Raw genomic sequence first — 22,177 nt, 5'->3', positions numbered from 1 at the left:
CAACAAGGCTGCGTATCCCTCTCCCGTGGGGAGAAGGATTTGCTTTACGCCGCTTTGCGTTCCGCCAGTTCCAGGTCGAGGCGGGACCAGATTTCCACCAGCGCCTTCACCAGATCGCGCATCATCGCTTCGGTGTGGGCGGGGCCGGGGGTGAAGCGGAGGCGTTCGGTGCCGCGCGGGACCGTGGGATAGTTGATCGGCTGCACATAGGCGCCATATTCGGCGAGCAAAATGTCGCTGATCCGCTTGGCCTTGACCGGATCGCCCACCATCAGCGGGACGATATGGGTGACCGTATCCATGACGGGGAGGCCGGATTCGGCCATGAGTTGTTTGAGCAGCGCAGCCGACGCCTGCTGGCCCTCGCGTTCCTCGCTGGAGCCTTTCAGATGCCGCACGCTGGCCAGCACGCCCGCGACCAGCACGGGGGAGAGCGAGGTGGTGAAGATGAAACCGGGCGCATAGCTGCGGATGACGTCGACGATCATCTGGTCAGCGGCGATATAGCCGCCCATGACGCCAAACGCCTTGCCCAGCGTCCCTTCGATGATGGTCAGCCGGTCCGCGACAGCGTCCCGTTCCGAAATGCCGCCACCGCGCGCGCCATACATGCCCACGGCATGGACTTCGTCGAGATAGGTGAGCGCGTTGAACTCGTCGGCCAGGTCGCAGATGGCCGCGATCGGCGCGACATCGCCGTCCATCGAATAGACGCTTTCAAACGCGATCAGCTTGGGCGCTTCGGGATCTTCGGCCTCCAGCAATTCGCGCAGATGATCGACGTCATTGTGGCGGAACACGCGCTTTTCGCAGCCCGAATTGCGGATGCCTGCGATCATGCTGGCGTGGTTCAGCTCGTCAGAAAAGACGATGCAGCCGGGCAGCAGCTTGGCCAGCGTGGACAGCGTCGCCTCGTTCGAGACATAGCCCGACGTGAACAGCAGGGCCGCGTCCTTGCCATGCAGGTCGGCCAGTTCGCCTTCCAGATCGACATGATAATGGGTGTTGCCGCCGATATTGCGGGTGCCGCCGGAGCCAGCGCCGACATCGTGCAGCGCCTCTTCCATCGCCGCTACAACCTTGGGATGCTGGCCCATGGCGAGATAGTCGTTGGAGCACCAGACGGTGATGGGCTTGGGGCCATTATGGCCGTGAAAACAGCGCGCATTGGGGTAGGCACCCCGGTTGCGGAGAATGTCGATAAAAACCCGATACCGGCCTTCTTCATGGAGACGGTCGATCGCCTGCGCAAAGATATGCTTGTAGTTCACGCTCGCCCTGTCCCTTGACAACCCGCATCCTTTGATCGGCCGTTTACCGGCAGATGGCGCGCTTTACCAGCGCTAACCGTTCGCAGACATAGGGAGAAATACCGATCAGTGATATTGGACCTTTTGTCCAAGAGACGGAATCAAAGCTGTTCGATCCGGTCGAGACCGTATCGGGCGAGCGCCGGAGCCAGCGCGCGGACATGATCATCGACCCGCGTGAACACGGCGATGCCCGGCGCTGGCGCGTCCGGCCAGGGCTGGCCCTGCGTCAGAAAGGCGATGCGCCGGGCGATCCCCTCACCGCCATGAACAAAGGTCAGCGGACGCGATGCCGCAGCGGCCAGTTCCGCCTCCACCAGCGGAAAATGGGTGCAGGCCAGCGCCACGGTATCCATGCGGTCGCCGCCTGGCTGATCGGTCAGGCCCGCCAGCGCGGCGCGGGCAATGGCGGGATCGAGCGGCTCTCCGCGCAGCTTGGCTTCGGCCAATTGCACCAGCGCGGCGCAGCCATGGCGCAGCATGATACAGTCCGCGCCATGTTCCGCCGCCAGCCGATCGACATAGGGCTGACGCACCGTGGCGTCGGTTCCCAGCACGCCGAACACGCGGCTTCTGGACGCCAGCGCGGCGGGCTTGATCGCCGGGACGGTGCCGACGACCGGAATGTCGAGCGCCGCGCGCACATGGCTGAGCGCGATGGTCGATGCGGTGTTGCAGGCGATGACGGCCAGGCGCGGGCGATATCGCTCCACCAGCCGCCCCAGTAAGGCTGGCACGCGCGCGGCAATCTCCGCCTCGCTTTTGGTGCCATAGGGGAAGCCTGCGCTGTCGGCGGCATAGACGACCGGCGCGGTCGGGATCAGCGCGCGGGCGGGGGCGAGGATGGACAACCCGCCGACGCCGGAATCGAAAAAGAGGATGGGAGCTTGTGGCGCGACCGTCATGGCCGCTGTGTCGCGGCAGGAGGCGGAGGTGTCAATGCGAACTGCTACCGTCGGTCAGGCGTTCGGGCCAATGCTGACTGATCAGGAACCAGCGCATGTCCATCCAAAAGCGGATAACAGCCAAATGATCTTCAATATGAAGGCGGTCCTGAACAAAGGCTCTGACCTGCGCAGACACGGCTTCAAGCTCGTTGATCTCTATGTCCCGCCCCTTGCCTTCAATGCGCAACCACTCGGCAAAGACGTCCGAATGCGTCTCCTGAAATGCGGTGTAGCAGGACTGCAAGGCGTCATAATCTGTGGTGCGAGGGAAGCGGAAAGGCATCTATTACTGCTATGATAGTTGCGTGAAATCTTCCTTACCATGCCCATTGCTCCGTGCGCCTGTCACGCTATGGTCGCGCGCACCTTTTATCGGCGAGACTATGACACCTCCCTGGCTGCTTCCCCTGTTCGTTCTGCTGCTTGGCTATGTGCTGGGTTCCATCCCCTTTGGCCTGTTGCTGACCCGCTTTACCGGCGCTGGCGATTTGCGGCAGATTGGTTCGGGCAATATCGGCGCGACCAATGTGTTGCGGACGGGGCGCAAGGGGCTGGCGGCGGCGACGCTGCTGCTGGACCTGCTCAAGGGCGCGGCGGCGGTGCTGATCGGCGCGGCCCTGATTGATGGTGGCGGGCCGATGGCGGGGGCGGCGGCCTTTATCGGCCATTGCTATCCGGTCTGGCTGCGCTTTGCGGGGGGCAAGGGCGTGGCGACGATGATGGGCGTGGTGACGGCGCTTCATTGGCCTGCAGGCTGCATCTTTGCGGCGGTGTGGCTGGGCGCCTTGTTCGGGACCAAATGGTCGTCGGTGGGCGGCATGGCGGCGGCGGTGAGCGCACCGGTCGCATTATGGTTCATGGGGCGGATCGAGCTGGTGCCGGTGGCGCTGGCGATGGCGCTGATCCTGCTGTGGCGGCACCGCGCCAATATCGCGCGGCTGATGCAGGGCACCGAACCGAAGATCGGGTCCAGCAAAGAGTGAGCGAGCAGGAGCGGTTCGACCGGCTGCGGCTTATCCGATCGCCACGGATCGGCCCGGTCAGCTATCGCCAATTGCTGGCGCGCTTCGGCACGGCGGGGGCGGCGTTGCGCGCCATTCCCGATCTGGCGGCGCGGGGTGGTGGCAAGGCTAGCGTTGCTGGCGCGGGCGCGATCGAGCGGGAGATCGCAGCGTCGCGGGCTTTGGGTGCGCGCTATTTGTTGATGGGCGACGCGGACTATCCCGCTCTGCTCGAACAGTTTGAGGGCGCCCCGCCTGCGCTGATCGTGCGCGGAGATGCGGCGCTGGCGGCGGGGCAATGCATCGCCATGGTCGGTGCGCGCAATGCGTCGGCGGCGGCAGTGCGCTTTGCGCGGACGCTGGCGCAGGATCTGGGTCAGCGGGGTGCGGTGGTCGTGTCGGGGCTGGCGCGCGGGATCGATACGGCGGCACATCAAGGGTCGGTGGGCAGCGGGACGATCGGCGTCATCGCCTGCGGGCTGGACGTGGTGTTTCCGCCGGAAAATCGCGATTTGCAGGCGCAGATTGCCGACAGCGGCCTGCTGGTGACCGAGCATCCGCCCGGCGTGCAGCCGCTGGCGCGGCATTTCCCGGCGCGCAATCGGATCATCGCGGGATTGGCGGTCGGGACGGTGGTGGTGGAGGCTGCGCCCAAATCGGGATCGCTCATCACCGCGCGGCTGGCGGGCGAGGCGGGGCGGGAGGTGATGGCCGTGCCGGGATCGCCACTCGACCCGCGCGCGCAGGGCTGCAATCAGCTGATGCAAGCGTATAGGGTTGCACAACCAACAATCCATTGAACTTGTTGGATTTTCAGTCTTTCAGGTCCGGGCCAGCTTCCAGTACGGTGTAGCCATTGACGTCGATATACGCGATCAAGCCGCCCTGACTGAAATCATAAACGGTGGGAAACTCGTCGGTGACAGTGAACCGAATCAGCGAACCGGGTGTCAGACCTTTCTTGTAGTAATCCGTCCGAATGATGACCTCAGAGCCAGCAGGAGGAACGCATTCAGCTTCGGTCTGGCAGATGTTCGATCCACTAAACATGAAACGCAATTCCATTCGATCACTCCTTTAGCCAGCAACCCGACGACAGCAGCGATCTAAATGGTGCAAGCGAGACATATCAGCAAGCAATTAGCCGATGCTAACCCCGCAACTTCCTGACCAGACGCTTCCACTGGTCCTCGCTGCTCATCCAGTCCGGGTTATCTGGTCTGCGAGGCGAGGGAGCAAATCGTTCAGGATGGCCCCGACAGCGCGAGCAGCGCAAATGCGCTCCGACTGTCTCCATTGCAGTGTTCCAACAGTTGGCAAGGAACCAACGGTTGAGTTTATCGGCATCGAGAACTCCTGAATGGCCGCAGTTGCAAATGATGAAGAGATTGGCTTGGCGTCTCGCGTAGTCGCCTAGATTTTTGAGCGTCGGGTTTGCGCCCACATCAAAGCGGGAAAGTCATCTGACGAGCATCAGGCATCGGCTGCTGCTTGTCCCATGCAGCTAGAATGCTCTGCGCCAATTCGAGCGCTGCATTTTCGCGCAGGCGTTCGTTCGGTGCTGTCAGAGCTACTCTCGCCCATCCGGGCGCATGAAGGAGGCTCTGCGCGAGCCAGAGGGAATCGGGCTGGTTCATATGAACATCATAGAGAACAAATGAAGAACATGACAAGAGGTCTTGCGATAACTAGCGTGGCAGCGGGCGAATGACCGCGCACGCTCAATTGACCGATATGTTGTTTTGTGGCCTAGACCGGATTTCAGGGGGCAAATATGACGACGAAAAAATCTGAACAAGCGGCATCCACGCCGAAACTGCCCCTGAATTTAGAAAGTCTTACGGCGGCGATAAAATCTGATGCTTTGAAGGGGCTATCTTCGGAAGGCTTTGTCCAGTTTTTCAAGGCAGTCTCTAACGCATCCGAAGCTGTGATGGCGATTACTGACAAGGCTTCTGAACATCAAAAAAGAGCTGCTGATAACATCGGCGCTGCGATATCCGGAGATTCCGAAACTCTCCGGACTATTGCTGAAAAACTGGAAACCGATGAAGCCCGACTGGAGTTCGCCCGTATTTACATCGAACGAGAAAAAGAGAAGACAAGGCAAGCTGATAGCGCTGAAAAAGTCAACCGCAGCAATAATAATTTTTATCTGCAGGCTCTGGCGACCGTTGGCACAATAGTTCTGGGAGCAATCGGCGTTGTTGCGAAAATCAGAAGGTAATGGCTCAATAGGAAACTCGACAGCCGAAGCTGCCGAGTTTTTAGCTACTCCCCTTTTGCTGGAACCACTGGGACGCTGAGAAGTCGAATTGCAATTTCGATAGCGATGTGAATTCGCTGGTCTTGAGTTAGCTCTTCTTCGATCAAGCCGAGTTCTGATAGCACGATTGCACGCAGCACTTCGATGCTCATACGACGTAATCCGCCATCTTCACGAACACGCCATTTTGCTCTTCGATGAAGTTGCGGCCCATGTAGTTGCCGTTACGCTTGATGACCTGTGCGCCTTTGCGAAACCTGAAAAAGTAGGTGGATAGGTAGCTGTTTTTGAAGATGCCTTTGACGCCAATGCAATCGGCAATCAGGCTTGCGAGACGCATAACTTCCTTGTGGTCCAGCAGTTCGGCAAGCGGAAACGCGAACATAACGGCGTCCTTGCGGCTGGCTTTTGTTTCGATCTCATAGTGAGCAATCTCGGCTGCGATCAGTGTGGCCCTGACCTTGTTCGCTGCCTCAACGGTGTATTCCAGATGGGACATTGTTGCGCCGTCATGGGCGAATGCAGTATGTTCGCCGTCCCATACGCTAAAGCTGTGGAGTAGGCTCTCACCAGTAGTGGTGCGCTGATCCGCCTGCGCCTGCAAGATCGTCTGGACATCATAATCCCTGTCCCATTCGTCTTCATGGAATGGTGCAAAGAATGTCTCGATCGGTGTTGATTTTTGGGTAGCAGTCGCGAAGCTGCTGGTGCTTAAAAGCGGCATATATTCGATCTCCTCTCGTTGGCCTTGGCCGCAATTATTTAGCCAGATGAGGGAGAAAATCGGTTCTACGGTTGAGACAGCCTGCTCAGGAAACGGAACATGATAAACCCCGGAAGGCAATTAAGACTTCCGGGGTTTCAGTTTCAGCCCTTTGAAATAATGCGATCAATGACTTCAATTAGAGCCTTGCGCTTTGGCGACGGTTCGTTGGGATAAACCCAATACGAACAATGATCGTATAAGAGAGGGAAATCAGAAAGATGCTTTATCGGAAACCTAGGAGGTTCAATGTAGCGTCTATCATCATCCGTCAAACGCTTCTCATACTGCCACTGCACCCCTGAGAGGTGACTTTCGGCAAGTCGTACAGCCCATCCTATACTGTCCGGTCCACAATTGGGATCATCCAGCGCGGAGCGCTGCCTGCCAAAAACGCTGACCGTATCCATCAACTTACGCTTCTGCGTAAGTGACAGGGTAGACTCTTCGAGTTTACGCATGACCGAAGCAATTTTGCTTTCGACCTCTTTCAAGGCCTCTTTGCGCTCAATTACTTTGTCGTTGTAAAAAATAAACTCTCGCTGCGCGCTTTCCAAATCACCGGGCCAATTAAAAAACGCCTGCGATTTAGGCGGGTCTTCTAACCCGTCTGCCTCGACACGATCGCAGAACTCACATTCATAGATCCACTCGAGACGGTTAGCCTCAGCTAAGTCCTCGGCTTCCAGATAGTCATTCAACTCATCGACTTCGTGTGGACGAAGGCGGCGCGAATCTAAAAGTCGCTCTCGCAACTTGCGAAGAGCATTGATATATAGGCTCATCGACAGTTCCTCTGACGAGAATGAGGCCAGAGCGTTAGCCCTGACCCCATTCCGTTTACTCGGCAGAAGCCGCCTCAATTTCCTGCTTAGATGCTGATTTAGCTTTCTCAAGCTGTACAATCAGCGCGTCCTTGCCTGTCGTCTTGGCTAACTTGTCGATGTGCCCATCAATCGCCTTCACCGATGCAGGGTATTGACCCATAATTTCGATGTCTCCCTTCGGATTAATGCGTCCCCAAAGAGCTACGAACTTATTGCCGTAGTCCTTGGCGATGCCGCTTTCACCGCGAGAAATCGTAACATGGGATGGTTGAGCTAACACGGCAGCTCGATACTTAGCGAAGTTTTTCAACTCCATATCGTTCGCACTGTTGACCCGTGTGTCAGATGCAATCACCTCGTCCATCTTGAGCGAGGTCAGCTTCGAAACCAATTGGCTTCGCGTCAGTTGCTCATATTGAGCGTAACGCATCACCTTGGCATACTTCTCCGCACTGCGGTTGACTTTGAACCAGAACTTCGTGCCGTTGTCATGCTTGGTAGCATAATTATTCCACTTGTCCTTGTTCTCGTCCTCCGCCTTGATTGCCTTCCACTCTCCCCACAACATGGCATTGAATGGCGCAAGCTCATTGTAGCCCTTTTTAACGGGCTTCAATTTATGTATCGCCATGAGTTCCGCTTGATCGTGATCCGAGAGTTTAATCAACTCCTGCATCACTTCCCAAGCCTCACCCAGACGATTGTAGAGCTTACTTCGGCTTTCAGCCTCAAGTGCTTTCTGGCTTGCACTGTGCTTGACAGAGTCCGCCTTCCAGTCACCTTGAAAACGTCTAATCGCCTCCAAGCCCTGTTCTGCATTGGTGATATTCTGAGTGCCAGCAGCGATTGCAATTGCGCTAACTTCGCGCATAGGGGGTCTCCTGCGGCAGATTAACTGCGCCGCACCAGCGAGCCATCAAAAGTCGATGGTCGGCGGTCTGCTGAGTTTCGAGGCTCACTTACGGCCATCACAGAGAGGCAATGGCTCAGACCATATGACGCAAGACTGCCCAAGGGCTGTCTATTGTCGGTTTGTCGCTGACAATCAGAAAATACTAGATCGCGATTTCAAAGAGCAACAACAGAGTAACCTGTTGTTAACAACCTGATTTCTCATGCTGTCCATTTTCAAATATCACGGGCGTCGGTTTCGTCAATTGGTAAAATGTCGCCTGAACAATTATGTTGGTTAAGCGATGTTTACTTCGGTTGCCAATTTCTTAACTCTGCCGTTATTCCCTCCAATGGAGAAGGATACCAAGCTGCAGGAAGGCCTGACGTTCAATTCGTAGCACCTGCTCCGCAACTAGTGGAGTAGCTCTGGTAGCTGTCGTTTCGGACGAATGGCCAGATATTTTCGCAGATCGCGGAATTATATCGCCCTCAGTCAGGGCAGAATGTATAAATACATATGTAGAACGGTGGCTCGAAACGCTGTTCAAGCGGTTCACCCATCGGCTACCAAGCAACGTGATAGAGACCCGCTTAGTGCTTCGAGCCCACTAAGCGGGTTTTGTTTTGATCCACGTTCTTCCGTATCCCAGACATAGCTCGAACTTATCCCCACAAACCATACCGGCCTTACAAACCCTACCTTTGCTGTGTAAGTCAAAGATGGAAGAGCCGCCGGACTTACTAACCCGACCGGGCAATGGTAAAAGCGCACTGGAAGAAACGGCGACCGACAATCCTCGGCAACGCATGGCACCAGTATAAAAAATGCACCCCGACGACGGCACGTGAATGACACGCAAGTGAACGCAAAGCACGCTCAGGAGATTAAATTCCCCGGTCCAAATGGACAACGAGCGTCACGAGTCCCCGGAAGTTGGAAAAGGAGGACCGCTGTCTGTTGCCTGACAAGTCCTAGCACAAACGACGCTAGTTGTATGGTTCGTTTGTGTCCGCATGTAGGTTATGATGACCTAGAAGCCTAACTGAAAAAGCGATCGGCTAAACCCCGCTGCTCCTCATACGAGCGTTAGATACAAAGTGTGTAAGTTCCGACTGGAATACCCCACATAGCTTCCCCCATATATTGGAACTGAGTAAGAGATGTTTTATCTCTTTTATGATGGTTCTGGTATATGGGGGAAGTGTGTATCGTCCTCTTGGAATGAGAAGAAAATAACTATCATCCAGTTAGCCGCTCTTCCTAATTGATACAAAGGCAACCGCTTCAAACGATCCACCGCTTGAAGTGCGAGCAGCACGCAAAGCGAGTAGATCGTGCCGAAGCAGGACTGCGCGATAGCGTATGTCCTTTTAGAATAGAGAACATCGCTCTGCGCGATTGCATTAAATTGGCTTTTCAAATCCGGCAGATCAAGTTAGCAATGACGTATGGAGCATTTCAAACCATTGCGAAATTACCTTCGGAAGTTCAATCTCACTTCCATGCTACAAGCAATTTGGTATCTCGCGAACCATATAGAATTCCATAACGAGTTGCCTCCCTATCTTCGCGAAGCGAATCCCTTTGGCAAGTGGGATTGGATGCAACTTCGTTTTTTTCTGTGGGAATTAGACACTCTCGCCCGTGAAGCCATCCTGCATTGCGATCTTGAACGCGGTCAGGAAGTCAACGAATGGCGATATGTACGAGATGCACTGAACAAGGTGAAAAGGACCGAAGAGGATGCGCTGGATATTGAGGAGCATAGCGTTTTTAGTGAAATGAGTCGAATTGCCCATCGGCAGTTCCACTGGCAGCAAGGCGTAACCCACCCGCAGCTCATCAGGGCGCGCAAACTGTATCGACATCCTGAGATGGATAGCGTGGTTCGGCACATATACGGAAGCTCTACAGAGCAGGTAGCTCAGGGTGGATTTGCTGCATTAGCGTCATACATGAAGTATTTTGCAGTGGAGCCACGTTGGTTCGAGAGCGCGGAAAAGCTACTGGGAAATGATATCCGTCCAATCATCGCAAACCTGACTTCGGATTACGAAACACTCAGGAAGTCCGCGTTCGAGACAAGATCGTTGAACATGAACTGGGCTTACACGTTTAACCCCTTATGGCTGCATCCGTTAATTAGTGTCGAAAATGGCAAGCGAATTATCTGTCCGATGCCGGGCCTGCTATCACGGCGCTTTACAAATGGCTTGTATTTCGATGTCGCAGGTCACGATGTTAACGTCCTGAGCGCTCATTTAGGTCCGGCATTTCAAAGCTATGTGGGGGAAGTTATTAAAGTAGCTGGGGCCGGTGAATATCAGATAATTCCAGAAGAACGATATGGTCCTAAAAAAGCTCAAAAAGACACGGTTGACTGGATCGTACAGGACGCCACTGCATCTCTTTTTATTGAAGTAAAAGTGCTCAAAATGGGGGTTGCCGTGAAGACATTTCTAGCTCCCGAAGAAGTCGTTACCCGCGAGTTCAAAAAAATGGCGAAGGCCATTGGTCAGCTTTATGCAACTCTAGCGGAAGCGTTGAAAGGCGAATATCCTTCGTGGAAAAGCAGCGGACAACCAGTCTATCCGTTGATTGTCAGTATGGATAATTGGAACCTGTTTACACATATGGTGCAGGGCGAATTAGATAAATTGGTGATTGAAGAACTAGATCGGAGAGGCGTAGATAAAGCGCTACTCGAGACTAACAGGTTCACCGTCTGCTCCATTGATGAATTTGAAGTGGCGATACAAGTTATAAGGCAAGTAGGGATTTGCCAGGTTATGAAGGGCATGACCGTTGGAGATAAAGTGGGATGGTTATTTTCTGGCTATCTTCGAAGCGAGTTCAGTACCGAACTTGCTAAAACCATACCGTTGTTTCCTGACGAGCGAGAAAAGATACTTCCAATCAGGCCAGCCTCCTAGCAAATGCAATAGGCGGATAAACCCCCAAGCAGATTTCGCGTTCTTAATCGAGGATGTCTGAACGACGCTTCTTTATCTTCGATACAAGCCATTCACCAACCCGGATCAGTGTCCAAGTGATCGATAAGACTGCCGCTATCTGTGGCAAAATCTGAGACAGCGTTCCGAACGCTAAGCCTACCGAAACAATGTCTCCGACGCTTTTTGCCTCTTCGGTGTGGTGGAGCATTATTGGCCTTCCTTAGGTGCAGGCTTGACCCATGCGCCGCCGATGCCGCCGATCACGATTTCCATTCCTAGTGCCAATTCACCGGCGTTCAGTTCCTTGCCGAGGAAATGGGTTGCGATCAGCGCAACAGCGACAGCCGTAAAGCGTCTGTGAGCAGCATCACCGAGATAGTTTACCAGCTTTGCTGGAAGCGCTCTGAGGCGCTGTGTTGCCCCTAGCAGGGCAGTAGTGAGTAGTTTCATTGAGTAGGCACCTCACACAGGTTGGTTGCCCACTATTTAAGCAAGACTCCGAATTACCGGCCGTATGGCTGGTTGGCTCACATAATCTGTTTGACCCGCTCGCCAAACGCTTCGGCGCGGATGCTTTGCCTCTACCTGACCCATTTGCTGCGCCGCAGCGTATTCCCGGCATCGAAGAAAAGGGAGGCTCTGTTCAGAACCAATTTGATCGTGCCTATTACGAAACAAATATGGCTAGAAATCGCCGATTAGCTGAAGAAGCCCAGATACCACATATTCGGGAAGCCCATCTGCGATTAGCAGAATTCTATGCTGTCGCACTGCAAGCGATCGAAGCAGTTGCGGAAACTGACCTTCAAAAGGCGCGTGCTTAACAGTAGTCATGGGAATACCGGGAACGGATGTGCCGAGATTTATGTAGACCGACCTATGCCGTTTGCCATTCCTTTACGGAACCAGATTAATTCGGGCGACATGCGCCAACCTATCTTGATCTTCGCTGGAGCCATTGCCGCAGGTTTAGCAGGCGGCTTCGTGTTTCGTGAGCCATCTAATCGGGTGCAGGCAGAAACCGCTTCGCAAGAGTGGACGCCACGCAATACAATCAAGCGCGATCCCCTGACATCCGCAGCAGAATTAGACGGGCAACAGCCTGCTGTCGCTGCATTCTCACCTGTTCAGAGACAGGCTCCCATGGCGGCTACGGTATCAACATGGTCATATCGAAATTGCGCTGCTGCTCGCGCTGCCGGAGCCGCGCCGATCTATCGCGGCCAACCGGGTTATGGTGCGCATATGGACGGTGATGGCGACGGGATCGCCTGCGAACCATATCCCCGCTGAAACATCTTCCTGTTTGCGGCGTCATGTCCAGGCCGCTAGGCTGCGGCTTACAATGTGGGGACAGACGAGCATGATAATAGCACTGCTTCTGCTGATTGCGGGCATCATGCTTTTCGGGGCGGGGGCAGTGAAGGGCTTCTTGTCCAACGCGATAAGCGCTGGTTTTGCCTTTATCGTAATTGGCGGCCTACTGTTGTGGGTCATTTCGCTGATGGGTATGGCGTTGCTCTATGTCGTGGCCGCGATCTTAGGCGGAATTGCCCTTCTCTTCGTTTTTGCAAAACTCGAAGCGAAGAAGGAAGAAGCAAGCCGGTCTGGCGTTTCACCTTCCCGTCGCAAAATGCGCAGCGGACCACAGCAACGGTGGAATACGAAGGGCGCGCCATCTAAAGATGAGCGCAAGCGTATGAAGCGCGAGTATAAATCTCGAAACTGATGACCAGACGATCTGACGCATGGCTATTTCAAAGCCAGTTTTACGATAGATGTGCGTTGCAGGGAAGCCGAGAAACGATGTTCCCGGCTATCATTTATTCAGCGTCCCAAGCCGCGATGATATTGTTGAGGCGGGTCAATTCCATTTCAAGCTGTAGCTTGCTGCCCATCAGAAGGCTGACATGCTGCGCAATCATCTGCGCGGTCACATAGTCCAATGTATCATCGGTGTGGGCTTCGGCTTCTGCGGCCGTTGTGTCGAGCGCATCCATCATTGTGAGGATTGCAGCTTTGCTCTGCTCGACAATCTCACGCTGGGTCAGATTTGGATTGGTGTATTGGGTCATAGCTATTCTCCGTATGTAATTACGGAGATATTTATCGCCGATCCAACCAGAGAACCGCATCGGATGCACAGCGGAAACCTCTAGCCTTCGTCGTTGATTGATGTAGTTTGCGCTCAAATTAAAGGGGGATTTATGCGCAGATTGCTTGTCGCCATGTCGTTGTTGTCTGCCCCCGTTCATGCTGCGACCGTCGAATGGACATTGGTTGCGACCACCAAAAACGGCGATAAATGGTTCGTTCAACCGAAAAGTATGCAGAATGCGGGCAACAACAATCCCCGCGTTTGGGTGCGGACAGTAAACGTAAGCCTCGGTAAATTCGGTGAAAAATCGGTTGTATCTCAGGTGCTTTTTAATTGCGTAAAGCAGGATGCAACTCTGCTTTCGTTGGTCGCATCAGATGCTAACGGCAACGTGGTTAAGACCGAAAGCAATATGAGTGGTTACATTACGATACCGCCCGGTTCGGCATGGTCCCTTGTGATGGAAGAGGTATGCCCTCGTTAGTTTGAACTGTCACAATCGACTGTAGGCCACGCTCAGGCCGATCTGCCGGTAAATCTGCCCAAGACGCTGGTGATCGTCGGTAAGTTGCATCGGCATTCCGTCATACGCTACAGCGTCTCTCACGCCCTTTTCGTGGGCTTTTAGGCTTAGGCCGACGGTATAAGCTCTGATAGCCCAGACAACCTCTACGGGTGCGACACGCAGCATTAAAGGCTGGCACGCAACGTCCACTTTTAGTGGAGCGGGACACAGCCGGTCGAGCAGCGTCCAGCGTTCGGGCATGTCGGCAAAGTCGATATCGAATTTCACAGCGGCCCAGATGCAGACGCCACCGGCAACGTGAGGTGTGAATGGCTGGTCATGCTGCTGCGCTATCGTCCTGGCGGAAGCCTCGTCGGTCACAAGGTCAACATCATCGACATGGCCGTTACGCCATGCCGGTAGGAAGCCACCTAGCTTTGCGGCCTGCGATCCTATCAGGAATATGTCAGAGGTTCGTGACATCGAGGATCAGCAGTGATGGCGGATAAATCCAGTAATCGCCGCCGTTTTGGTGGACCTGCTCAATCTGATTGCCGATGACTTCCCAGCCGCTGGGGATTTTCTCGTAGCCCATGAACTTCACTTCCCAGCCGCCGTTCGGATTGCCACGGCTATCATCGGTTTCGACAAGATCATAGATTTCCTCCCCTCGCTCGACGGCCATGCGGTTTTGATGGAAAGCATAGGTGCGACCGGCACTGTATGTGCCATGTCCAACGCCTGCTATGTTCATCGGACCCTGCTTCGAGCAATATGTGACGTTGCCAGCAGCATCATAGAGTTCCAAGCCCCAGCCAGACGTTGAAGGTGTGGGGTTCGGCTTATCGAAAATATACCAGTCGATGGACCAGTTAGGGCCGCTCATGCGCGGACTGCCCATCGTGGCAATTTGCCAATCAAAGGTGTCGCCGTTCTTCGATACACCCTGAATTGCCGCCGACACATTCGTTGGGCGAATAGCCATCAACGGATTTATGCCATTGGTCAGTCGGGGGTAGAATGTGCCGCTGCTGGCAGCCACAGTTCCGCGAGCGACGAGCGACATACAAGGAGTTTGGTCGTCAAGCTGGACAGTTTGCGCGTCGTTATAGAATGCTGCTCCGTAGGTCATCTGTATCCGTAATAAATGTAGGTCCAATCATTGTTGAGTGTGCGATAATAAATCGTTTGCCCCGTATTATATATCTGGCTGTAGCCTGAGCCGTTTTGGTAATCGTCAAAGCCAGTGGAGACGATCACATACCAAAGAATGGAATTGGCGGGTCCGTTCGGAGCGGTGATGCTCTGGTATGAGCCATTCATACTTCCCCATAGATCGACTGTATTACCGGGCGTCGGACCATAGAAGGAATGAACACCAGATAGCTGGCCGGTTCGCTGGGTCGTGTCCAAGATGGCACCGCCCTGCGCATTGTAGAGATTAAGCCCCCAAGCCATTACGCGCTCAGGTTCCCGAAGCGGCCACGCAGAACGCCGTTTTCGTCAAAGACTTTCCAGCAGCCGTTCGCAAACTCGGTTCGCGCACCTCCACCGGGCTTTTCGATAGAGAAGTTATCGGCGTGGATTTTGAAATTGCCGGTCGCTCCATTGTTGTTGGTTTCCCAACCCGTCATGCGTCCGCCGACATCGACGGTTACGGCAGCGCGGCCTAATGCCTGATTGGCCTTGTTCGTCGCGGTATTGATCGCCGTTTGCTGATTTGTGATCGTCACGCCCTGACCGCTGACGGTCGATGTCAGGCTCGACAATGTGCTGCTGGCCGTGGCAATTGCGACAGCCTGTGTGTTGACTGTGGCACTTAGCGCAGCAGCAACAGCGCCACCGCTACCGGGTGAATATGAGCAGGGCGTCGGGGCATTCGCGAATGTCGGACGAACCTGCGGACGACAAAACCATGCCCAGCTATCTGCTTGATTGCTCAGCGTGCCGTGCTTGCGAAGATACAGCCGGGCCTTTACTGCGTCGGCGGGAGCCTGCCCTTTGAAGCCAACCTGCGTCCAGCTACCGAGATTACTGCCGCCAGTGGAAGGTGTGATCGCGCCGTTTGATGGCGTTGATAATGCGCTGCCAGCTGCATTCTGGAATAGGAGATAGACCTGAACTTGGCAGCGATGCGCCGCGACGAGAACCGAAACGTCATACCACTGGTTTGGCTGAACTGTGATATTCTGCGTCCAATCGGAATATCCGGTGCCGCCGCTGCTCTGCTGATAGATGCTGAGGGCGTTCACAAATTCAGGATGCCATTCGTTGCCGCCGCCGTTGATCGGAAATGCGATACCCGACTGGCTGTTCACGCTAGTCAACCAACCGGACGTATCGACGGTGAAGTCTGTGTTGGAGAGCAGATTGCCGCCGCCGGTTGAGTATTGAGCTGTTAGACTTGCTTGTGTCGTCGCCGTCGATGCTGCGCCTGTTGCCGTTGCTGCCGATCCTGCTGCTGCATTCGCGCTATTCGACGCATTGCCTGCCTGTGTCGATGCAGTGTTGGCGCTGGTCGTCGCGCTGGTGGCTGATGATCCGGCATTGCCTGCGCTCGTGGACGCGCTCGATGCCGAGGAAGCTGCTGCGCTGGCACTGCCCGATGCTGCCGCGCTTTCGGTAATGTCCTCAATGGTCAGATTGACCACGCGGGCATCATGAACCGACCCGGAACCATCATTGTTGGATTGGATGAACGGCCTGAATTTGGCGATATTTGCTGGGACAGCGATGTTGAAGTTGAACGCTGCCCAGCTCGTCTGACCGGCGGCGCGAGCCTGTGTGTAGATGAAGTTATGTGTGTTCGCAGTCGTGATGCCGTGGATGCCGCACATGACCGCATATGAGGTAGAGGTTCCGCATTTGGCGTATCCAGAAACGCGGAATGTGCGCGCCGTGCTGGCCGTCAGCGGAATGAAGTCGCCTTCGGTCGCATCGCGCGTCTGAGATCGGAGCGCCCTTGATGTCCCGATGGCAGAAACGGCGTCAGCGATGACCGAAACGGATCCCGCCCACATGCCAACGGAATTGTCCTCATATGTCGGCTTGGCGACGAAATTGCCCGCCGCACGGCTACCCGCGTAAATCGCCTGAGACATCGCGGTATCGGCGGAATTGCCTGCTTCGCTGGCCTTCGTGCTGGCCGTGCTTGCGCTGTTGCTGGCACTGGACGCGCTGCCTGCTGCCGCGTTCGCGCTATTCGACGCATTGCCTGCCTGTGTAGATGCGGTGTTCGCGCTTCCTGCGGCATTGGACGCCGATGTAGATGCGTTGCTAGCAGAGGTCGCCGCATTACCGGCCTGTGTTGCCGCATTGGTGGCAGATGTCTGAGCCGATGAAGCCGACGAACCTGCCGCGTTCTGACTGGCCGATGCCAATGACGCGCTGGTAGCTGCTGCGCTGGCGCTGCCTGCCGCGTTTGCGCTCTCGGTAATATCCTCAATGCGGATATAGGAGTATTCGACCGTGACAGACGATGATGCGACCAAACGCAGCAACGTGCGGATGCTCGATGCTCCAGCGGCGATCACAGCATTGACGGTGCTGCCAGCAATCGTGCCACTGATGTCGCGCCACTCATTGAGCGCTGTCAGCGTTGTGGTCGATGGATTGGTGACTGTGCCATTGCCGACCGTGCCACCAGTCGCGTTGACGCCGATGCGGTAAAGCTGGAACCCAGCGAATGACGATCCGGCAGTCTGACGAACCCTCGCGGAAAAACGATAGATGCGGTCAGGCTGCAACGGCAGCATTCCGATGTTGCCGACATCAAGTTGCGACGAGGCTGTCATGCGCATCACGCGACCTTCGCCGGTCACATTTGCGAACGAGAAGATCGAGTTCGGGGTGATCGAACTAACGCTGGTCGGAAGACCACTGAACCCGTTCTGCCAGAACTTACCGTCGAGTTGGAAATCGCTCGGCATCATTGCTGCCGCGCTCAGGGACGCCGAAACCTCGCTTCCATTCGCAGCGGTCGCGCTATTGCCAGCATTCGTGGACGACGATGCCGCATTTGACGCACTGGTCGCCGCCGATGATGCACTACCTGCGGCCTCGCCAGCTTTGGTGGTCGCAGTGTTGGCGCTGGTTGTTGCGCTGCTGGCGCTATTGCCCGCGTTCGTCGCGCTGGTGCCTGCCGATGATGCTGATGACGCTGCTGCACTCGCGCTGATCGCCGCGTTTGCGCTTTCGGTTATATCTTCAAGGCGGATATAAGCGATTTCATAATTAGTGCCGTCTGTGTCGAGGCGGACCAGCGGGCGAATGTAAGCGCCGCCAGCAGCAATGATGTCATCGCCAGTGAATGTGACTTCGACATCATACCATGTGTTGAGCGCCATGCTGGTGCGCCCTTGGCTGGGAGCCGCCATCTGGGTGCCGGTTTCATTATGGCCGATGCCGAAGACGCGGATGGTCGCGCCCGAATTTGCTGTGACGCGCCCTCGCGTGGAAACGCGATATTGATGACCGGCGATAGCCTTCAGCCAGCCACGCGCAGCAATATGCGGTGTAGAACTGGTAGCAACGCGGGCTGCGCGAAGAACGCGGCCAACGCCTGCAACATCAGCGAACGTGAAATTGTTGTTGCTGAAGGACGCCATCGGCACGGTGTCGGCAGGTGCGCGGGTGTAATTTACGCAGAAGAATTGACCGTCGTTGGTGAAGTCGAAGGGCAGCGTCGAGATTGCAGCCGAATTCGCTGAAATCGAACTCACCGCCGCTGCCGCTGCCGAGTTTCCTGCATTGGTGGCCTGTGTCGAAGCGGTGCTGGCGCTCCCCGCCGCTGCCGTCGCGCTGCCGCTTGCCGCATTGGCGCTGTTTGCCGCATTTGTCGCGGAAGTCCCTGCGGCGTTCTTAGAGCCGTTCGCGTTCGTCTCGCTGCTGGCGGCCTGTGTCGCGGACGTCGATGCTTCGCCAGCTTTCGTAGATGCTGTAGTGGCAGATGTCTGGGCTGAATTAGCCGACGACCCTGCATTGGTCGCAGATGTTGCGGCGGCTCCTGCGCTTGAAGACGCTGAGCTGGCGCTGGATAGAGCTGCTGACGCGTTCTGCTCTGCTGCGATCCTATCGGTCACATCTGAAACGCGCACCGAATGAACGCGCACGACCATGCCGGTTTCGGTTAGGTTGTTACGCAGGCCAAAGCGCATGAAACGTGCATCAGCGGTCCAACGACCGACTGGCACGGTAATACCGGCGATATTGCTGGTTTGGTCCGTAAAGATCGCGGATAGTTCCATGACTTCACCAGTGACGGTGACTGGAACACCGGGAGCGCCACGGTAATTGGATGCCGTTCCAACATATGAGCTGTCCATTTCTGAACAGATCATATTGAAGTTGTATGCGCCGTCGCCAGACACGATCTTGAAGCGGGCGCGCACCTCATAATAACGACCCGGATTTGCCGGCATACAGCCGCGCGTCAGGATATTTCCACCAGCACCTGTCCATGTCATTTCGCACGCGCGGCCAAAGTCAGCATCACCATCAACGATGGAAAAGCCGGAGACGGGCTGTGGTGTAGCTGGTGAGCCGACACGGCCCGATGACCACTGGATAAGGCCATCTGAGAAGTCGAAGGGCAACACAGGCTGATTTGCCTGCGTGACCTGAATGGCGTTGTAGGTTGACGTTGCGGCAATCGAACTAGCGGTCGCAGTCGATGCGCTGTTTCCTGCCTCCGTGGCTTTTGTGCTGGCTGTCTGTGCAGAAGTATTTGCAGCGGTTGCGCTGTTGCCCGCGTTGGTAGCGCTGGTGGCGGCATTCGTTGCAGATGTGGACGCATTGGACGCTGATGTGCCTGCGGCGGTCGCGGAGTTTGCCGCTTGTGTCGCGCTGGTGCTGGCTGCGCCTGCTCTGGTGTTGGCGGTAGTCGCACTCGTCGCTGCTGATGTCGCGGACTGGCTGGCCTCATTGGCTTTTGTTGATGCCGTTGAAGCCGACGAACTGGCTGCGTCTGCTTTCTGCCCTGCGGTGTTGGCCGAACCGGCTGCGGTTGTGGCGCTGGTTTGGGCCGCTGATGCAGAGCCGGATGCGTTGGTCGCGCTAGTCGCGGCATTGTTTGCGCTGGTGCTGGCCTCACCGGCTTTTGTGGTTGCCGTGTTCGCAGAGTTGGTCGCGCTAGTGGCTGACGATCCAGCATTCGTGGCACTGGTCGAGGCTGCGCTTGCGCTGGTCGCTGCTGCACTGGCACTTGATGATGCCGCTGCACTCTCGGTAATATCTTCGACGCGGAGGCTTGCGATCTGCATCGTCGCGGGAGAGGTGCTGTTGCCCGAATTGCGTAATGCGGCACGGAAATAGACATGGCCATTCGCGATCAAGCTATCGCCCGTGATCGTGCGCGTTAGAGAATACCATTCACCACCGACGGTGTTCGGCTGATTGGGGGTGAGCGAGGTGCCGGTCTGGACGTAAGATGCGTCCATGTAATCCAAGAACAGCCCGAAGCCGGTCGTGCTATCGGCAAGGGTGCGAGCGATGGCGGTAAGGCGATAGGTTCGACCGGCCAACGCCTTGGTGACACCAACCTGACTAAGATAGCTGTTGCCATTCGAGCCGACAACTTGACCGACGCGACCGACACCCTCGACATCAACGAACGTCCAGCGGACATTTGGGACGGCTTCAAGGCTGTTTACAGCCGATGGCGCACCGACAATCGAGAGGGTCCAGTATCGACCATCCTGCGAAAAATCTGAGGGCAGCAAAGCGGCACTGGTGAGGCGCGCATCGTTGTATGACGATGCTGCACTGACATTGCTGGCGGCCGCTGCCGTCGCGCTGTTGCCTGCATCCGTCGCCTTTGTCGAAGCAGTCGAAGCGCTGCCTGCTGCCGCTATCGAACTATTATTGGCGTTGGTCGCGGAGGTCTGGGCCTGAGTTCGGGCCGTTTCAGCAGCGGTCTTCGCTGCCTCTGCTGCCGTTTTCGCGGTGGCCGAATTGGTGAACGCGGTTTCAGCATCGGTCTTTGCAGACTGCGCCTGATTGCGGGCTGATTCAGATGCGACCTTCGCGCTCTCGGCAGCAGTCTTAGCAGCGGTGCTGTCCGTGGCAGCAGTCTGGGCCTGTGATCGGGCCGTTTCAGCAGCCGTTTTGGCTGCGCCTGCTGCGGAGTTCGCTGCCTCTGCCTGCTGCTTCGCGGTCTGGGCATTAGCATTTGCGGTCTGAGCGTTGGTCGCAGATGTCTGCGCTGCATTCGCGCTGGCAGCGGCGCTTGCCGTGCTGCCATAGGTATCTTGTAGCTGCTGTGCCTTTATTGCTGCGGCGGCAATATCGGCTTTTAGCTGGTCCGATGGGATGACATTACCGCTGCTATCCTTGACCGCATTGAGCGCGGTCCCAGCATCGGTCTTCGCCTCATCAGCAGTCGTCTGGGCAGCGTCGGCAGCGTTCTGGGCATTCTCAGCAGCAAGGGCTGCATTATCGGCCTGCTGCGCCAGCTCGTTGACGATGGGCGAGGCATCGCTATCCGAGTGGACGCCCCAGCAGCGTTGGAAGCCATAACTGACTTTCTTGATCGGCGGCTTTGGCGGCTCTTCTTTCCAGTCGAGCAAGATCGGGAATGTCGATCGATCACTGTTGAGCGTGACCGCACTTTTAGTGGAGGCGTAGAATTTGCCGCACTGCCACGTGCCGCTCTTGTCGGCGAAGAGGTAGCAACCGGCTTGCTTGAACAGCGATTGTAGGGCTTCGAGGGCTTCGACCTGGCTGGTTACATAGAGGTTGGTCTGAACCGATGAGACAGCAGCGAAACTGCCGATTTTTGCAGCAGGAACGCCAGCAGCCGTCAGGATCGCAGTCGCAATGTCGGACAGCATCGTACCACCCGACATCGTTACATCGGCGGTGATCCTTGGCGTTGGTGTGCCGCCGAAACGGAACATGCCTTCTGCCAGACAGGTGGCATATTCACCCGGCACAAGCGGCATGGCGATCAGGGCCGCATAGGATGCAGCGTTGCCCTTGCGCTGGCTCACTTCTAGTGGAAGGCCATATTCGTAAGGTTGAATGGCCGAAACAGCGCCGTAGCCGTGAACCTGATAAACGAGATTGACCGGATCGACCTCGACCGGCTCAACGGACAGCGGAGTGCCAAAGCAACGAGGCTTGAGGTTGCCCTTAAAGCCCAGCGGGCCTTCCGCGTTGCCAGTGCCTAAGTAGGACTTGGTAAGCAGCTTCGAAGTTATATCGGCTTCTGGACCGAGCAGGCGAACAGTGACCTGATTGCCGTCACGCTCTAGGTTGGTAGTGCGGCCTTCACCGAAAAGAGTGTAACTTGCGTAGTCGGTGCCGTTCTCGCCATACCATGCGCGATAGAAGGCGTTATTCCAGACATAGCTAGACCAGACATGATTATCGAATTCATTGGAGCAGAAGAAGCTAAGTTCGCCACGTTCGATCTTTAGGTCATCAAGCAGACCATCCGCCGAAAGCGTCAGGCCCGTATCTGGCATCGAAGTGATACAAGGGAGCCACGTTTGCCCATTGGCCGTAGTGGCGTTCTTGTCTGCACTCAGGTTAGTCAGACGTAGAGTTGTGGGGGTGGTGCCGTTAAGCGGGGTGACTTCGATAAGGAAATTATATGTCTTCGCCATGCTCG

23 protein-coding genes and 1 pseudogene are annotated in these 22,177 nt (G+C 56.0%); 8 read left to right on the top strand and 16 right to left on the bottom strand.

Features of this window, described 5'->3' with window-relative positions; genetic code table 11:
* Positions 1 to 44: 44 nt before the first annotated feature.
* From hemA to KRZ98_RS18415, 3 genes are all read right to left on the bottom strand, one after another.
* Complete coding sequence (gene hemA / locus KRZ98_RS18425) at positions 45 to 1,271, bottom strand: 5-aminolevulinate synthase (RefSeq protein WP_217674892.1); 1,227 nt, start codon at positions 1,269 to 1,271, stop codon at positions 45 to 47.
* Between the two features lie 140 nt (positions 1,272 to 1,411).
* Positions 1,412 to 2,215, bottom strand: coding sequence for a glutamate racemase (murI, locus tag KRZ98_RS18420; RefSeq protein ID WP_217674891.1), 804 nt, complete (start codon positions 2,213 to 2,215; stop codon positions 1,412 to 1,414).
* Positions 2,216 to 2,246: 31 nt separating this feature from the next.
* A complete protein-coding gene (locus KRZ98_RS18415; RefSeq protein WP_217674890.1) occupies positions 2,247 to 2,540 on the bottom strand; it encodes a hypothetical protein in 294 nt (97 codons plus the stop codon).
* Positions 2,541 to 2,640: 100 nt separating this feature from the next.
* Here KRZ98_RS18415 and plsY point away from each other — a divergent pair, with 100 nt between their 5' ends.
* Together plsY and dprA are read left to right on the top strand one after the other, a co-directional pair.
* On the top strand, positions 2,641 to 3,240 hold the full coding sequence (plsY, locus tag KRZ98_RS18410; RefSeq protein WP_217674889.1) for a glycerol-3-phosphate 1-O-acyltransferase PlsY: 600 nt from the start codon (positions 2,641 to 2,643) through the stop codon (positions 3,238 to 3,240).
* Positions 3,237 to 4,022: pseudogene (gene dprA / locus KRZ98_RS18405) on the top strand (DNA-processing protein DprA); the annotation flags it as partial. The gene plsY and the pseudogene dprA, both read left to right, overlap by 4 nt.
* A gap of 49 nt (positions 4,023 to 4,071) precedes the next feature.
* Here the strand turns inward: dprA and KRZ98_RS18400 are convergent.
* Both KRZ98_RS18400 and KRZ98_RS18395 read right to left on the bottom strand, forming a co-directional pair.
* Positions 4,072 to 4,323, bottom strand: a complete 252-nt coding sequence (locus KRZ98_RS18400; protein WP_217674888.1) for a hypothetical protein — start codon at positions 4,321 to 4,323, stop codon at positions 4,072 to 4,074.
* A gap of 380 nt (positions 4,324 to 4,703) precedes the next feature.
* Positions 4,704 to 4,895, bottom strand: coding sequence for a DUF6771 family protein (locus KRZ98_RS18395; RefSeq protein ID WP_217674887.1), 192 nt, complete (start codon positions 4,893 to 4,895; stop codon positions 4,704 to 4,706).
* 137 nt (positions 4,896 to 5,032) lie between these two features.
* Here KRZ98_RS18395 and KRZ98_RS18390 point away from each other — a divergent pair, with 137 nt between their 5' ends.
* The gene (locus KRZ98_RS18390; RefSeq protein ID WP_217674886.1) at positions 5,033 to 5,485 is read left to right on the top strand and encodes a hypothetical protein; all 453 of its coding nucleotides are present in this window, start codon (positions 5,033 to 5,035) and stop codon (positions 5,483 to 5,485) included.
* A gap of 44 nt (positions 5,486 to 5,529) precedes the next feature.
* Here the strand turns inward: KRZ98_RS18390 and KRZ98_RS18385 are convergent, their stop codons facing one another.
* The 4 genes from KRZ98_RS18385 to KRZ98_RS18370 all read right to left on the bottom strand — a co-directional run bounded on the left by KRZ98_RS18385 (position 5,530) and on the right by KRZ98_RS18370 (position 7,985).
* Positions 5,530 to 5,676: a hypothetical protein gene (locus KRZ98_RS18385; protein ID WP_217674885.1), complete on the bottom strand. Its 147-nt coding sequence runs from the start codon at positions 5,674 to 5,676 to the stop codon at positions 5,530 to 5,532.
* Positions 5,673 to 6,248, bottom strand: a complete 576-nt coding sequence (locus KRZ98_RS18380) for a hypothetical protein (RefSeq protein WP_217674884.1) — start codon at positions 6,246 to 6,248, stop codon at positions 5,673 to 5,675. The genes KRZ98_RS18385 and KRZ98_RS18380 overlap by 4 nt, the downstream gene beginning before the upstream one ends.
* A 143-nt stretch (positions 6,249 to 6,391) precedes the next feature.
* On the bottom strand, positions 6,392 to 7,072 hold the full coding sequence (locus KRZ98_RS18375) for a hypothetical protein (RefSeq protein WP_217674883.1): 681 nt from the start codon (positions 7,070 to 7,072) through the stop codon (positions 6,392 to 6,394).
* A gap of 55 nt (positions 7,073 to 7,127) precedes the next feature.
* Positions 7,128 to 7,985, bottom strand: a complete 858-nt coding sequence (locus KRZ98_RS18370; protein WP_217674882.1) for a hypothetical protein — start codon at positions 7,983 to 7,985, stop codon at positions 7,128 to 7,130.
* Positions 7,986 to 9,511: 1,526 nt separating this feature from the next.
* On the opposite strand from KRZ98_RS18370, the gene KRZ98_RS18365 reads away from it, so the two are divergent.
* A complete protein-coding gene (locus KRZ98_RS18365) occupies positions 9,512 to 10,942 on the top strand; it encodes a hypothetical protein (RefSeq protein WP_217674881.1) in 1,431 nt (476 codons plus the stop codon).
* A 43-nt stretch (positions 10,943 to 10,985) separates the two neighbouring features.
* Here KRZ98_RS18365 and KRZ98_RS18360 read toward each other — a convergent pair whose 3' ends face one another.
* Positions 10,986 to 11,171: a hypothetical protein gene (locus tag KRZ98_RS18360; RefSeq protein WP_217674880.1), complete on the bottom strand. Its 186-nt coding sequence runs from the start codon at positions 11,169 to 11,171 to the stop codon at positions 10,986 to 10,988.
* Complete coding sequence (locus tag KRZ98_RS18355; RefSeq protein ID WP_217674879.1) at positions 11,171 to 11,413, bottom strand: hypothetical protein; 243 nt, start codon at positions 11,411 to 11,413, stop codon at positions 11,171 to 11,173. The genes KRZ98_RS18360 and KRZ98_RS18355 overlap by 1 nt, the downstream gene beginning before the upstream one ends.
* Here KRZ98_RS18355 and KRZ98_RS18350 point away from each other — a divergent pair.
* The 3 genes from KRZ98_RS18350 (at position 11,413) to KRZ98_RS18340 (ending at position 12,692) form a co-directional block, all read left to right on the top strand.
* Positions 11,413 to 11,787: a hypothetical protein gene (locus tag KRZ98_RS18350; RefSeq protein WP_217674878.1), complete on the top strand. Its 375-nt coding sequence runs from the start codon at positions 11,413 to 11,415 to the stop codon at positions 11,785 to 11,787. The genes KRZ98_RS18355 and KRZ98_RS18350 overlap by 1 nt on opposite strands.
* A 55-nt stretch (positions 11,788 to 11,842) precedes the next feature.
* A complete protein-coding gene (locus KRZ98_RS18345; protein WP_254798689.1) occupies positions 11,843 to 12,256 on the top strand; it encodes an excalibur calcium-binding domain-containing protein in 414 nt (137 codons plus the stop codon).
* A gap of 70 nt (positions 12,257 to 12,326) precedes the next feature.
* A complete protein-coding gene (locus tag KRZ98_RS18340; protein WP_217674877.1) occupies positions 12,327 to 12,692 on the top strand; it encodes a hypothetical protein in 366 nt (121 codons plus the stop codon).
* Between the two features lie 94 nt (positions 12,693 to 12,786).
* Here KRZ98_RS18340 and KRZ98_RS18335 read toward each other — a convergent pair whose 3' ends face one another.
* On the bottom strand, positions 12,787 to 13,038 hold the full coding sequence (locus KRZ98_RS18335; RefSeq protein WP_217674876.1) for a hypothetical protein: 252 nt from the start codon (positions 13,036 to 13,038) through the stop codon (positions 12,787 to 12,789).
* A 132-nt stretch (positions 13,039 to 13,170) separates the two neighbouring features.
* On the opposite strand from KRZ98_RS18335, the gene KRZ98_RS18330 reads away from it, so the two are divergent.
* Positions 13,171 to 13,545 (top strand): surface-adhesin E family protein, encoded by a 375-nt coding sequence (locus KRZ98_RS18330; protein WP_217674875.1) that lies wholly within the window; start codon positions 13,171 to 13,173, stop codon positions 13,543 to 13,545.
* A gap of 9 nt (positions 13,546 to 13,554) precedes the next feature.
* Here the strand turns inward: KRZ98_RS18330 and KRZ98_RS18325 are convergent, their stop codons facing one another.
* The 4 genes from KRZ98_RS18325 to KRZ98_RS18310 form a co-directional block, all read right to left on the bottom strand.
* Entirely contained in the window at positions 13,555 to 13,947 is a 393-nt protein-coding gene (locus KRZ98_RS18325; protein ID WP_217674874.1) for a hypothetical protein, read from the bottom strand.
* A gap of 85 nt (positions 13,948 to 14,032) precedes the next feature.
* A complete protein-coding gene (locus KRZ98_RS18320) occupies positions 14,033 to 14,698 on the bottom strand; it encodes a hypothetical protein (RefSeq protein WP_217674873.1) in 666 nt (221 codons plus the stop codon).
* Positions 14,695 to 15,024: a hypothetical protein gene (locus tag KRZ98_RS18315; RefSeq protein ID WP_217674872.1), complete on the bottom strand. Its 330-nt coding sequence runs from the start codon at positions 15,022 to 15,024 to the stop codon at positions 14,695 to 14,697. Before KRZ98_RS18315 ends, KRZ98_RS18320 begins: the two co-directional genes overlap by 4 nt.
* Complete coding sequence (locus KRZ98_RS18310; RefSeq protein ID WP_217674871.1) at positions 15,024 to 22,172, bottom strand: hypothetical protein; 7,149 nt, start codon at positions 22,170 to 22,172, stop codon at positions 15,024 to 15,026. Before KRZ98_RS18310 ends, KRZ98_RS18315 begins: the two co-directional genes overlap by 1 nt.
* Between the last annotated feature and the right edge of the window lie 5 nt (positions 22,173 to 22,177).

Origin of the sequence: Sphingobium sp. AS12 (assembly GCF_019097845.1) — a bacterium.
Lineage (GTDB): Bacteria > Pseudomonadota > Alphaproteobacteria > Sphingomonadales > Sphingomonadaceae > Sphingobium.
Note: the sequence above shows the minus strand (reverse complement) of the source record. Positions and strands in the feature narration are given on the sequence as shown.